The 12,793-nt window shown below is 67.8% G+C and carries 10 protein-coding genes and 1 pseudogene; 7 read left to right on the forward strand and 4 right to left on the reverse strand.

Features of this window, described 5'->3' with window-relative positions; genetic code table 11:
* The coding region (locus tag VK92_RS08390; RefSeq protein ID WP_048468169.1) for a DUF802 domain-containing protein at window positions 1-1,728 on the reverse strand (1,728 nt) is incomplete at its 3' end.
* 10 nt (window positions 1,729-1,738) lie between these two features.
* On the reverse strand, window positions 1,739-2,530 hold the full coding sequence (locus VK92_RS08395) for a DUF3348 domain-containing protein (RefSeq protein ID WP_048020261.1): 792 nt from the start codon (window positions 2,528-2,530) through the stop codon (window positions 1,739-1,741).
* Window positions 2,531-2,867: 337 nt separating this feature from the next.
* On the opposite strand from VK92_RS08395, the gene VK92_RS08400 reads away from it, so the two are divergent.
* Window positions 2,868-4,079, forward strand: a complete 1,212-nt coding sequence (locus VK92_RS08400; RefSeq protein ID WP_048020262.1) for a hypothetical protein — start codon at window positions 2,868-2,870, stop codon at window positions 4,077-4,079.
* Window positions 4,080-4,158: 79 nt separating this feature from the next.
* Here VK92_RS08400 and VK92_RS08405 read toward each other — a convergent pair whose 3' ends face one another.
* Window positions 4,159-4,797, reverse strand: coding sequence for a LysE family translocator (locus VK92_RS08405; protein WP_021163579.1), 639 nt, complete (start codon window positions 4,795-4,797; stop codon window positions 4,159-4,161).
* Between the two features lie 280 nt (window positions 4,798-5,077).
* Between VK92_RS08405 and VK92_RS08410 the strand changes: the two genes are divergently transcribed.
* The 3 genes and pseudogenes from VK92_RS08410 to VK92_RS43400 all read left to right on the forward strand — a co-directional run.
* Window positions 5,078-5,656, forward strand: coding sequence for a hypothetical protein (locus VK92_RS08410; RefSeq protein WP_048020264.1), 579 nt, complete (start codon window positions 5,078-5,080; stop codon window positions 5,654-5,656).
* 223 nt (window positions 5,657-5,879) lie between these two features.
* Window positions 5,880-7,259 (forward strand): FAD-containing oxidoreductase, encoded by a 1,380-nt coding sequence (locus VK92_RS08415; protein ID WP_048020266.1) that lies wholly within the window; start codon window positions 5,880-5,882, stop codon window positions 7,257-7,259.
* Between the two features lie 28 nt (window positions 7,260-7,287).
* Window positions 7,288-7,392, forward strand: a pseudogene (locus VK92_RS43400) (zinc-binding dehydrogenase); the annotation flags it as partial.
* A 59-nt stretch (window positions 7,393-7,451) separates the two neighbouring features.
* Here VK92_RS43400 and VK92_RS08420 read toward each other — a convergent pair.
* Entirely contained in the window at window positions 7,452-8,345 is an 894-nt protein-coding gene (locus tag VK92_RS08420; RefSeq protein WP_048020267.1) for an SDR family oxidoreductase, read from the reverse strand.
* Window positions 8,346-8,440: 95 nt separating this feature from the next.
* Here VK92_RS08420 and VK92_RS08425 point away from each other — a divergent pair, with 95 nt between their 5' ends.
* The 3 genes from VK92_RS08425 to VK92_RS08430 all read left to right on the forward strand — a co-directional run bounded on the left by VK92_RS08425 (window position 8,441) and on the right by VK92_RS08430 (window position 12,738).
* Window positions 8,441-9,292: a helix-turn-helix transcriptional regulator gene (locus VK92_RS08425; protein ID WP_048020269.1), complete on the forward strand. Its 852-nt coding sequence runs from the start codon at window positions 8,441-8,443 to the stop codon at window positions 9,290-9,292.
* 260 nt (window positions 9,293-9,552) lie between these two features.
* A complete protein-coding gene (locus VK92_RS41565; protein ID WP_131723328.1) occupies window positions 9,553-11,256 on the forward strand; it encodes a hypothetical protein in 1,704 nt (567 codons plus the stop codon).
* A 252-nt stretch (window positions 11,257-11,508) separates the two neighbouring features.
* Window positions 11,509-12,738, forward strand: coding sequence for a cyanate transporter (locus VK92_RS08430; protein WP_048020271.1), 1,230 nt, complete (start codon window positions 11,509-11,511; stop codon window positions 12,736-12,738).
* The last annotated feature ends 55 nt before the right edge of the window (window positions 12,739-12,793 follow it).

Below are 12,793 nucleotides of genomic sequence, written 5' to 3' on the forward strand. Positions count from 1 at the left end.
CTGCGCGGTCAGGTCGCGCGTCGTCTGCGCGAGTGCGTCGCAGATTTCCTGCTGACGGCCTGCGCTATGCACGCCTGCACGCTGCCATTCGTCACCGAGCTTCGCGGCCATCGCGGCCAGCGATTCGTTCCACGCGGTGAGGCGTGCTTCGTCGCGCGCCGCAAGTTGCGTCTGCAGGCCCGTGTGCGAATCGCGGATCGTCGACAGCAGGTCGTTCGAGCGCTGTTCGAAAGCCGAAGCCTGCGCGGTCAGGTCGCGCGTCGTTTGCGCCAGTGCGTCGCAGATTTCCTGCTGACGGCCCGCGCTGTGCTCGCCCGCACGCTGCCATTCGTCGCCCAGCTTCGCGGCCATCGCGGCGAGCGATTCGTTCCACGCGGTGAGGCGCCGTTCGTCGCGCGCGGCCAGCTCGGTCTGCAGCCCCGCGTGCGACTCGCGCATCGCGGCAAGCGTCGCGCCCGAATGGCGTTCGAACGTCGCGGCGGCCTCGCCCAGCGCACGCGCATGCTGGCCGGCCAGCGTCTCGCCGACCTGCTCCTGGCGCGCCAGCGCATCGCGCCAGGCATCCGACAGGCGGCTTTCGGTCGATTCGAGGCGCGTCGCGACGCCGTCGAGCAGGTCCGTCGAACGCTGGGCGAAGGTCTCGGTGAACTGGCCGAGCGTCGTCTGCAACTGTTGCGCGACGGCGTCGCCCGCACGGCGCTGTTCGTCGAGCGCGCGGCTCCAGACGGCCGTCACGTTGCCGGTGGTCTTCTCGAAACCGTCCGTCAGCCCGTCGAGCTGACGCTGAACGGCGCCCGTCACGGTGTCGCGCAGCGCGGCCATCTCCTGCGCGAGCCCGGTCATCGTCGCGGCGACGACCGGCTGCAGCGCGGCACCGGCCACGCGCGCGCTTTCGGCGGCGCTTTCCTTCAGCGCGTCGCCGACATTCGACGCGAGGCCCGCATATGCACGCTCGGTCCGGTCGAAAAACGCCTGCTGGCTTTCTATCTGACGATCGTGCAGCGCGACGCTGCGCGCTTCGAGCGTCGTCATCATCGTCTGCAGCCGGTCGACCAGTGCCGGCATGACATCGGCCTGGCGCTGCAGCAGCCGGAACGATTCGTCGCGCTGGTGCGCGAACGAATGCACGCGCAGCGTAGTCGCGATCTTCGCGTCGAGCTGCTGGGCCGCGTCGATCCGCTCGCGGCGCACGAGCGCGGACAGCAGCCCGAGCATCGCGGACGTCGCGACACCGGCGATCGACGTGCCGAATGCGAACCCGAGGCCCTTCACCGGCGCGATCAGCGACGCGCGGATCGCGTCGAGATCGGTCGCGCTTTCGAGCGCGGCGCCCGTGCCCTTCAGCGTGACGACCATCCCGAGCAGCGTGCCGAGCATGCCGAGCAGCACGAGCAGGCCGACGAGGTAAGGCGTGAGCGACGGGCCCGGCAGCGCGACGCGCGCGCCTTCGACCCGCGCGCGCACGGCACCGCGCAGGCCCGGATGCAACGTGTCGAGCCACGTGTCGAGCTTCGCGGGCGGCTCGGTCAGGCCGGCGACCGCGTGCGACAGCGTGGCGGTGGCCTGCCGGTAGCGCAGCAGTTCCCATGCGCCGGCGACATAGCACGCGGCGATCAGCAGCGTGACGGCCGACGCCAGCGGGTTCGACGCGACATAGCCGACGCCGATCCAGCCCACAGCGAGCAGACCGGCGACGAAGACAACGAGATCAAGGCGAATTCTGGACATAGCGTGTTGATTAGCAGGTGCGAAGGGCCGCGAGCAGCCCGTCTACCGTTTGAAACCGGACTTCGAGTTCGGCAAGCAGGATGCTTTGCATCTCGTCGCGAAACGTATCGAGCCATGCGCCGGGCACGATCGCCGCGACGGCCGGGCGGTCGACGATCGCCGCATCGTCATCGGCGGGATCGGCCGTGGCCGCGGATTCCGCTGCGGCTGCCGCCGCGGCTTCGGCATCGGCCAGCGCCTGCCGCTCCGCGTCGCGCAGCCGCCCGAAGCGCGTACCGAGCAGCGCGGGCACGGCCGACAGCAGGCTGCGCTCGCGCGCGCCGAGCACGCGCTCCATGATCGCGTCGAGCGTCGCGAGCCGGGCCATCCCCGACGAGCACGCGGCGAGCGCGACCCGCAGGCGGCCGCGCAACTGGCCGATCGCCGTTTCCATGTCCTGCTGCAGGGACAGGTAACGCTGGCGGAAGTCCGCGAAATCGGCCGTGTCGGCGGCCGGCGGCGGCGGATCGCCGGGCCGGCGCCGCACACGCGGCCGGTTGGTGGCCGTGATCGCCTGCGCAAGCTCGTGGCGCACGCGTGCGCAGTCGCGCTCGGCGTCGTAGCCGCGCACGCCGGCCGCGACGCCGGGCGGGCTCGCATTCAGCGCGGACGACAGCGTGATCGCGTCGGTCCAGCCGAGCCACTGGCTCAGCCGGTCGGACAGCGTCTGCCGGGATTCCGCGACGTCGGCATCGGCCAGGCGCGCGAGCAGCCGGACGAGCGCCGGGCCGCTCAGCGCCGGGCGCGGAGGTGCTTGCACCATGCTGCAAACCGTCAAAAAAGGCAGCAGTTTACACGTCGCCGGGAGGTCGACCGCCAGAATCGGGGAAGCGCCGCCGCCCGGTGGCGCGTGCGGCACTCGCGAACGCCCGCCACACAAGGCTTGGCGGGCAGCCGAGGGCTGCCGCGGCGACGGTTCTGCCACCCTTGCCCGCCGCCGCGTCGCCCGCCGGTTGCGCATTCGGGCCGCCGATACCCGCCGCGTTGCGCTACCATCTCAGCACCCGTCGGGCCACGCGTGCCGGCCGCGGGCTGCGCCCCCGAGACCGGGTGCCACCGACCCACAACGACAACAAACGGGCCCGGCCCGACCGCACACGATGCTTGCCAACCTCGTCACGCGCCTGCGCGACCGTTTCGGCAAACCGCCGACCCCGCAGGCCTTCGCCGAACGCCTGATCGCCACGCTGCGCGCATCGGGCGACACGCGCACCTGGCGCCACGAGGACGAGAAGGGCTGTCTCGTCCAGTCGGATGCTCCGTCGAACATCATCAACCTGCACAACCTGTTCCGCGACTACGCGGCCGCGAAGCCGTCCGAGCGCGACACCGTGCTGAAACGGCAGGCGAGCGCGATGATGCAGCACGAGATCCCCGAGGATTTCGCCGCGGCACGCGCGAAGCTGCGGCCCGTGATCCGCAGCGCGACCGAGCGCGGCGTGACCGCGCTGCAACTGGCCGGGCAGCCCGGCGTAACGGAACTGGCATTCCGGCCGCTGTGCGAGAACATCGAGATCGGCATCGCGTACGACGGCGAGTTCAACATCGCGCGCCTGCCGACCTCGACGCTCGACAAATGGGGCATCTCGTTCGACGACGCATGCGAGATCGCGATCGACAACCTGCGGGCCGAATCGTCGGCGCCGTGGGCCGCGCTGCCGAACGGCGTGTTCCTGTCGCAATTCAACGATTCCTATGACGCGGCGCGGCTGCTGCTGACCGACCTGCTCCACCGGCAGCCGATCGCCGGCGCGCCGGTCGTGATGGCGCCGAACCGCGCGGTGCTGCTGCTCACCGGCGACCGCAATCCGGCCGGGCTCGCCGCCATGGTCGACCTCGCCGAACAGGCGCAGGCGCAGCCGCGCCCGCTGCCGCCGCTGATGCTGCGCTGGGACGGCACCGCGTGGCGGCGTTTCGTACCGGAAGGGCTCGAAACGAAGCTGGCCGCGCTGCGCATCGGCGAGCTCGCGGGCGACTACCAGGATCAGCGGATGCTCCTCGACGACGTGCATGAACGCGACGGCACCGACGTTTTCGTGGCGACCTACTCGGTGTACAAGCGCCAGGACGGCAGCCTGTTCAGCGTCGGCGTATGGAGCGACGGCGTGCACACGCTGCTGCCCGAGACGGATATCGTCGCGCTCCATCGCGAGTCGACCGGACAGTCGGCCTACGTGCCGATGGCCGAGCTGCTGAACACGTGCGGCGACCTGATGACGGCCACCGGGCATCGCCCGGTGCGTTATGAAGTGAAGGGGTTTCCCGACGACACGCGGTTCGCGGCGCTGCTGGAGCGGTTCAGCGAAGCCTGATGCCGACGCGCGGTACGCGCCGGCGGCCGGCCGCTGGAATGGCCGGCCGCCGTGCGATGCGGATCAGGAATGGAAGCGCTCAGATTCCCGCTTTCGGCGCGTTCAGGATCAGCCGCAGCCCGAGCAGCGTGATCGCGCCGGCCGCGACGCGGTCGACCCACTTCTTCGCGCGCAGGTAGAGCTCGCGCGGCCGGCGCGTGGAAAAGCACAGCGCGACGATCGTGTACCAGCCGAACTCGACGCCGAACACGAGCGGCGGCAGCGCCAGATAGCACCACAGCGGCGGATGCTGCGGGAGCAGCGCCGCGAAGATGCTGCCGTACCAGATCGCCGTCTTCGGGTTGCTGAGCTGAGTCGTGAGGCCCGTCCAGAACGACTTGCGCGCGCTGCCGCCGCCCATCGCCCGCGGATCGTCCATCGCGATCGGCCGGTCGGCGCCGCGCCAGATCTTCGACGCCATGTAGATCAGGTACGCGCCGCCCGCCACCTTGAGGCCCACGTACAGCCATTCGACGGCCTGCAGCAGCGTGTAGAGCCCGGCCAGCGCGACGCCGCCGAACACGATGCCGCCGATGCCCATGCCGAGCGCGGTGGCCAGCCCGTCGCGGCGCGACAGCCCGATCGCATTGCGGGCAACCAGCACGAAGCTCGGGCCCGGAATCATCGCGCCGAGAAACAGCGCAGCCAGGATGGCGAGTACGGCAGCCGATGCGGTCATCGAAGTCTCCTTGGTAAGCGACGCCGAAGCGCCGGCGCCTGCGTGTCGTGTTCGACGGTCGAGCCGTCGATTCTGGCACGCTTTGCACATGGCCGAAAGCCGCGTGGCGCTGCTATGCTGGCCCTCTTTCCCGTCAGTCGCGCCTTTCGCGCCGCCCGCCATGATCGAGATCCGCGCCGCCCGTCGCGCTCCATCCGGTGCCGGGCACCGCGTTTCCCGGGCGGGATTGGTCGCCCCGCGCGATCGGCCACCCTCTCTCTTTTCGACCGGACACCCCGTCATGCGCGTTTTCCACCTGCCCATCGTGCTCGCCTCGCTGCTTGCCGTGCTTTCGCTCGACGCCCGCGCGGCCGACCTGCCGAAGTCGATCGCCGCGCAGCTGCCGGCCGGCTACCAGCCGCTGCTCGCGCAAGCCGGGCCGGATCTCGACAACGGACGGCACAGCTTCCTCGTCGTCGTGCACCGGGCGGTCGATACGCGCGAGCAGCCGTCGCCGCGCCCGCTGCTGATCTTCGAGGAGCAGGCCGACCACGCATTCCGGCTCGCCGCGCGCAACGACCAGGTCGTGCTGCGCGCGAACGAAGGCGGCCAGTGCGATCCGTTCGATCCCGACGATGCCGCCGACAACGGCTTCGCGGTGAAAGGCCGCTATTTCACCGTGCAGAACTTCGTCGCGTGCGGACAGCACTGGACCGACTACGTGACGTTCCGCTACGACCCGCACACGCATGGCTGGGTGTTTTCGAACCGGATCGTCACCGAATCGTTTCCGCTCGACGACCAGCCCGATCACGTGACCGTCACGCGCGCCGACGCGCACCGGCCGGTGTCGTTCGGTCAGTGGACGCGCAAGGACTGACGCGGCCGGCGCAACGCGTCGCGACCGCTTGCATCGCACACCGGCCGGCGCGGACACGGCCGAGCCCGGGCACGCGTCGCCGCCTCCGCCCCCCCGGCGCTCGCGAGCGCACGCCAACAGGACTACCATAGGCGCTCGCCGTCGCGCGACCGTGCGCCGGCCCCGGCCTCGCACGCGGCTCGCCCGCACGCGTTCCCTCGCTGCACCCGCACAGGAGGACGTCATGACGCAACACTTCGACGCGATCGTCATCGGCACCGGGCAAGCCGGGCCGCCACTCGCCGCGCGGCTGTCCGCCGCCGGAATGAAGGTCGCGATCATCGAGCGCGGCCGCTTCGGCGGCACCTGCGTGAACACCGGCTGCATCCCGACCAAGACGCTGATCGCGAGCGCGTACGCCGCGCACCTCGCGCGGCGGGCCGGCGAATACGGCGTGTCGGTCGGCGGCCCCGTCACCGTCGACATGAAAGCCGTGAAGGCACGCAAGGACCAGATCTCGGGCCGCTCGAACCACGGCGTCGAGCAATGGGTGCGCGGGCTCGCGAACACCACCGTGTTTCAGGGTCACGCCCGCTTCGAGCGCGCCGATGCGGTGCGCGTGGGCGACGCGCTGCTCGAGGCGGAACGCATCTTCATCAACGTCGGCGGGCGCGCGCAGGTGCCCGCGATGCCCGGCCTCGACACGGTGCCGTACCTGACCAACTCGACGATGATGGACGTCGACTTCCTGCCCGCGCACCTCGTGATCGTCGGCGGCAGCTACGTCGGGCTCGAATTCGGCCAGATGTATCGCCGCTTCGGGTCGCAGGTCACGATCGTCGAGAAGGGCCCCCGCCTGATCCGCCGCGAGGACGAGGACGTGTCGCAGGCCGTGCGCGAGATCCTCGAAGGCGAAGGGATCGACGTGCAGCTCGATGCGACCTGCCTGAGCGCGCGGCGCGACGGCGACGGCATCGCGGTCGGCCTCGACTGCGCGGGCGGCGGCCGCGAGGTCGCGGGCTCGCACCTGCTGCTCGCGGTCGGACGCGTGCCGAATACCGACGACCTCGGGCTCGACCGTGCGGGTGTCGCGACCGATGCGCGCGGTTATATCGAGGTCGACGAGCAGTTGCGCACGAACGTGCCCGGCATCTGGGCGCTCGGCGACTGCAACGGGCGCGGCGCGTTCACGCATACCGCATACAACGACTACGAGATCGTCGCGGCCAACCTGCTCGATAACGATCCGCGCAAGGTGTCCGACCGCATCACGGCGTACGCGATGTATGTCGATCCGCCACTCGGCCGCGTCGGCATGACGCTCGCGGAAGCGAAGCAGACCGGCCGCCGGCTGCTCGTCGGCACGCGCCCGATGACACGCGTCGGCCGCGCGGTGGAAAAAGGCGAAAGCCTCGGGTTCATGAAGGTGATCGTCGACGCGGACAGCCATGCGATCCTCGGCGCGACGATCCTCGGCGTGACGGGCGATGAAGTCGTGCACGGGATGCTCGACGTGATGGCCGCGGGCGCGCCGTACACGACGATCAGCCGCGCGATGCACATCCATCCGACCGTGTCGGAGCTCGTGCCGACGCTGCTTCAGGATCTGCATCCGGTCGAATGACGCGTGGCCTGGCGAGCGGCCGCGCACGCTGAAGCCGCTGATCGATCGCACGTTCGCGTTCGACGACATCGTGCACGCGCATCGATACGGGGAAGCCGGCGCGCGGGCCGGGAAAATCGTCGTCGCGGTGTGAAGGGTGTCACGCGAGCGGCGGGTGCGGCCGTCGCAGGCGGCCGCACGACCGCCGCCCGCTCAGCCTTCGAAATACCGCGGCCGGTCGATATCGGCCAGCAGCCCCGGCTGCGTCGGTGCCCAGCCGAGCGATGCGCGCGTGCGCTCGCTCGTTGCCGGCGCATCCATCCCCGCGAACATCGCGAACCAGCCGAAGTGCTCGCCGGCTTCGGCCGCCGTTTTCGCGACGACCGGCACGTCGAGCCGCCGGCCGATCACCTCCGCGATGTCGCGGAACGGCACGCCCGTATCGTCGACCGCGTGATAACGCGCGCCGGCCGCGCCGCGTTCGACCGCGAGCCGGTACACGCGCGCCGCATCGAGCCGGTGCACGGCAGGCCAGCGGTTGCCGCCATCGCCGACGAAGGCCGACACTCCCTTCTCCCTCGCGAACGCGATCAGGCGCGGCACGAAGGCGTGATCGCCGTCGCCGTGCACGGACGGCGGCAGACGCACGACCGATGCGTGCACGCCGCGCGCCTCCAGCGCGACCGCGGCCGCTTCCGACGCACGCGGATAGACCGACGACACCGGCACGTGCGGATCGTCTTCCGTCGCCGCACGCCCGGGCGCGACGAGCGCGAGGCCCGACGTGACGACCAGCGGCCGCGCCGAGCCCGCGAGTGCCGCGCCGATCGTCTCGATCGCGCGACGGTCGAGTTCGCAGTTCTGCGCGAAGCGCGAGAAGTCGTGATTGAATCCCGTGTGGATCACCGCATCGGCGGCGTCGGCGCCGCGCGTGAGGCTGTCGAGGTCCTCCAGCGACCCGCGATGGACGTCGGCACCCGCCGCCGCAACCGACGCGGCGGCCGCGTCGGACCGCGCGAGACCGAGCACCGAGTGCCCGGCGGCCACGAGTTCGGCAACCACGGCCGAGCCGACGAATCCCGACGCTCCAGTAACAAAGACACGCATGTTCAGTACCTCCGGATGGCATGGAGGCTTACTATCTGTCGACGGCCGCTCGCGGTGAAGTCGTGACGGTTTACCGGTAAACGAACTAACAGGATATGGCTGACACCCCCGACAACCTGCTCGGCGCGTACCTGCGGGACCGCCGCGAGAAACTCGACCCGGCCGCGCTCGGGCTGCCGGCCACGCGGCGCCGCACGCCGGGCCTGCGACGCGAGGAAGTCGCGCAGCGCGCGCACGTGAGCGCCGCGTGGTACACGTGGCTCGAACAGGGGCGCGGCGGCGCACCGTCGGCCGACGTGCTCGACCGGCTCGCCCGCGCGCTGCAGCTGAACGACGCCGAACGCGAGCACCTGTTCCTGATCGGTGTCGGCCATCCGCCGGAGGTGCGCTATCACGCGACCGACCACGTGTCGCCGCGCGTGCAGCACGTGCTCGATTCGCTCGACGCGAGCCCCGCGATCGTGCGCTCGGCGACGTGGGACGTCATCGCGTGGAACAACGCGGCGGCCGCGACGCTGACCGACTACGCGAAGCTATCGCCGGAACGGCGCAACATCCTGCGGCTCATCTTCGTCGATCCGCACGTGCGCGGCGTGCAGGCGAATTGGGCACGCGTCGCGCAGTTCGCGGTGGGCGCGTTTCGCGCCGACGTCGCGCGCGGCGGCGCAACGCAGGCCGTGCAGGCATTCGTGGGCGAGATGCGCGCGACGAGCGCCGAGTTCGACGCGCTGTGGCGCGACCACGATATTCGCTCGCACGAGGAAGGGACCAAGGAGATCCACCATCCCGCCGTCGGGCGAATCGCGCTCGAATACGCGGCGTTCGCCGTGAGCGGCCGGCCCGACCAGACGCTCGTGATCTTTACGCCGGAGACGGCGGACGACCGCGCGCGCATTCGGGCGCTTGTCGCGGCCCGCGAGAAATACGAAATTCAGCGATTCGCGTAACGGTCGCCCTCTTCAATAAACGACGAATCTCCTTGATTGTGTGACGCACCTCGTCCGCGAATGCTTGTTTTTTCGCACCAGTTCCAATCCAAACTGGTTGGCTAGTCACGATTGTCTGTGGATTTCAGCGCCATTCGGCTTCGTGTCTGTTACACACACCCAACCACCAATAACACCACGCACACCGATCAACAAAAACTATCAATAGCGTATGTATTTCTTGGTAATTCTCTACTTTTCCCAATAAATTACACATCGAGATGAAAAACCAGGAATCACGTTGGCTTCACTTTCTTGTATGGGCAAAGGAATACGCGAAGAACAACCCGATAGTGGCAATTGGATTCGTCAGCACGGGTAGCGGCGGCTTACTTCTTCTATGGTATTGCTGCCTGATTGGGCAGATACCTGAATTCACATTGGGCGACGTCACGGGCCTGTTCGCAGCAGCTTTCGTGACCGGGGTACTGGTCGTTGGGGCATTGAGTTTTTCATATGTCGCACCTGCAATCGTCTCTCGATACCTTCTCGAGCAGGTGTTGCCCGAAAAACCCGAGTACGCACACGTATTTGACAAACGCACGCAAACAATCGAACCGACAGTGCAAGCATTCAAAACAATGCGCTCCGAAATCTTCAGCCCGTCCTTTCTATTCGCAGTAACCGCACTGCCAGTGCTGATTTTCAGCCTACTGCTGCCTTCCCAAGGAGTGGCCGATTTCATATGGCCGGTTGACCCGACTCTTGTCAAACTGATCATGTTGCTACAGCTTGTCTTCGCTGTTGTGTTGGTCATTTTTGGAAATGAAATTATCCCATGGATTAGAAACACATTGAGACTACTCCTGTGCTTCGGATTTTGTGCACTTGTTTTCCTTTATCTCTCGCATCGAGTTGGACTGGACCCGACGCATCCGCTGCTTCCCACCCCGGATAAAGCATCGCCGCAGGATGAAGACAATTCAATAATCTTAAGCACCAGCCTGGTCCGTCCTTACGTATATGTAATTGTAATTTTCCTCGCGACATTCGCGACCTATCTGCTTGCCAAAGTAGAAATGACCGGGGAACGGAATCGGCGCATCAAGGACGCAAATGCAGGCCCCCCACGCCAGCCCACAGCAAAACCGTCGATGCGCGTTGCTCGATTGGCCGTCGCAGTCCCATATACGTTTTTCAGCCTGCTTCCACTGATGCTGGCACTTCAGCTAGCACAGGCGAACGGTCCTGCGCACGCAGTTCGAGCATTGGGGCTGATGATCGCGTATCTGGCCATGTTCAACGTCATGTATTTCCAACTGGTCAACGTTCGACGACAACTCTGGATATCCGGGCTCGCCGCGATCGGCGTATTTTTTGCTACGAGCAACATGGCATCACAAAGCATGGCGATGATCCCGAAAGCACCTGTCAATGCACTTGAACTTGGAAATTTCCGTGCTTCATCAATATCCCTGTCATCTACCCAGTGTTCGTCCCTCGCACTTTATGGCGTCAAGTGCGAACCGAAAAAAGACGAGGCCATCACTTTAACCAACGTGAACATACTGAGCAGAATTGGATCGACCGTTGTTCTTGAATTGCAAGTACGACGTGACGAACCAGGGACGACTCATCAGCCACTTGCTCTTCCGGCTCGAAATGACTCTCGGTCCGCAAGCGACGTATTGAACCGCACGGTGCTACACACATCGACGGACGCATTGGACTACACAAGCAAGGATCACAAGGCAACGCTTATCAAAGCGCGAAACTGTGATGCAGCGACGGCAAGCTGGCTGCGGGCGCCATGGACGGATGAGCCTCTGCGTTCGATGGAGCGCGACAAATACGATCGGCTCAGATGCGTGACGATCAGCATGCCAAAATCGCAGCTTCTCAGTTATACGCGTGAAGGCACCCGAAATTATCGGGGCGAGTTTAGCGAGTTCGTGCAAATGCAATCCATATCAAAGAGCAAATGATCCAGCTTCGACGCGCCGTCACTATCGGCGCGTCGATTGCCAGCCTCGGGGCAACGATCCCGGGTTCCGACAGGCAACACCTCCAACGCCAAAGCCAATCGAGCCTCGATGGCCGACGGCAAGTTCACTACGCGTGACCATCGCATTCCGCACTGATTCCCAGTCGAATATTTAATTTTCACCTGGCGTAACACGCGCTTACCCTTTCGGCATCGCATCACAGGGCCACCGGCCCCTCCCTGGAGCATCCCGATGTCCGACCCCGGCACCGCGCAAGCTGTCCGCCGCCCGCATGCGGCTTCCGTGTCCCATGGCGCGCTCGCGCTGCTGGTGCTGGCCGGCCTCAACCTGCGTCCGTTCCTGACCGCGTTCGGCCCCGTGCTCGACGTCGTGCGCGCCGACACCGGCCTCGGCTTTCGCGCGGCCGCGCTGCTGACCACGCTGCCGTTCGTGCTGATGGGGGTCGTCGCCGGAGCCGGTGTCGGGCTCGCGCGACGCGTCGGCGAGCAGCGTGCGCTGACCGTCGCGCTGGCGCTGATCGCGGCGGGCTGCACCGCGCGCCTGTGGACGGGCGGCAGCGCCGGCCTGATCGCGACCGCCATCGTCGCGGGCGCCGGCGTCGCCGTGGTCCAGGCGCTCGTGCCCGGCCTCGCGAAGCGCTGGTTCGCCGGCCGGCTGCCGCTCGCGATGGGCCTCTATTCGGCCGCGCTGGTCGGCGGCGGCGCCTTCGGCGCGGTCGCGAGCCCGTGGCTCGCCGCGCACGGCGGCTGGCATCTCGCGCTCGCCGTGTGGGCCGTGCCCGCGTTCGTCACGCTCGCGCTGTGGCGCGCAAAGGCACCGCGCGACGCCGTGCACGCGACGGCCGCGACAGCGCCGCTCACCGCGTTCGCCCGCATTCCGCGCGCATGGCAGCTCGCGCTGTTCTTCGGGCTCAGCAACAGCGGCTACGCCAGCCTCGTCGCATGGCTGCCTGCGTTCTACCGCAGCATCGGCATGAGCCCGCAAGCGAGCGGCAACCTGCTCGCGTGGATGGCGCTGTTCCAGGCGACCGGCGCGCTCGCGATGCCGCTGCTCGCCAAAGGTTCGCCCGACCGCCGCGCCGTGCTGTGGCTCACGCTCGCGCTGCAGGCGGCCGGCTTCGCCGGGTTCGCGACGCTGCCCGCGTTCGCGCCCTGGTTCTGGGTCGCATGCGTCGGCCTCGGTCTCGGCGGTTTCTTCTCGATGAGCCTGATCGTCACGCTCGACCACCTGCCCGATGCGCGGCTCGCGGGCGCGCTCGCCGCATTCGTGCAGGGCATCGGCTTCCTGACCGTCGCGGCGAGCCCCTGGCTGATCGGCTGGCTGCGCGACGCGGGCGGCGGCTTCGCGACCGCCTGGTGGATGCATCTCGGCGTGATCGCCGCGATGGCCGCGCTGAACGCCGTGTTCTCGCCCGCCGGCTACCGGCACAGCATGGCGCGCATCACCGGCGCCGCCCGCTAAATCCCCCTCTCGAATCCGGACGCTTCGCCGGCCGCTTCCGGCAAAGCGTCCAGCC

It is taken from the genome of Burkholderia sp. LK4 (assembly GCF_001043615.1).
Classification (GTDB): domain Bacteria; phylum Pseudomonadota; class Gammaproteobacteria; order Burkholderiales; family Burkholderiaceae; genus Burkholderia; species Burkholderia cepacia.

Bases quoted from the DNA above. Each gene is read 5' to 3' on its own strand.
- VK92_RS08395 (WP_048020261.1), bottom strand. From the start codon at position 2,530: ATGGTGCAAGCACCTCCGCGCCCGGCGCTGAGCGGCCCGGCGCTCGTC.
- VK92_RS08400 (WP_048020262.1), top strand. From the start codon at position 2,868: ATGCTTGCCAACCTCGTCACGCGCCTGCGCGACCGTTTCGGCAAACCG.
- VK92_RS08405 (WP_021163579.1), bottom strand. From the start codon at position 4,797: ATGACCGCATCGGCTGCCGTACTCGCCATCCTGGCTGCGCTGTTTCTC.
- VK92_RS08410 (WP_048020264.1), top strand. From the start codon at position 5,078: ATGCGCGTTTTCCACCTGCCCATCGTGCTCGCCTCGCTGCTTGCCGTG.
- VK92_RS08415 (WP_048020266.1), top strand. From the start codon at position 5,880: ATGACGCAACACTTCGACGCGATCGTCATCGGCACCGGGCAAGCCGGG.
- VK92_RS08420 (WP_048020267.1), bottom strand. From the start codon at position 8,345: ATGCGTGTCTTTGTTACTGGAGCGTCGGGATTCGTCGGCTCGGCCGTG.
- VK92_RS08425 (WP_048020269.1), top strand. From the start codon at position 8,441: ATGGCTGACACCCCCGACAACCTGCTCGGCGCGTACCTGCGGGACCGC.
- VK92_RS41565 (WP_131723328.1), top strand. From the start codon at position 9,553: ATGAAAAACCAGGAATCACGTTGGCTTCACTTTCTTGTATGGGCAAAG.
- VK92_RS08430 (WP_048020271.1), top strand. From the start codon at position 11,509: ATGTCCGACCCCGGCACCGCGCAAGCTGTCCGCCGCCCGCATGCGGCT.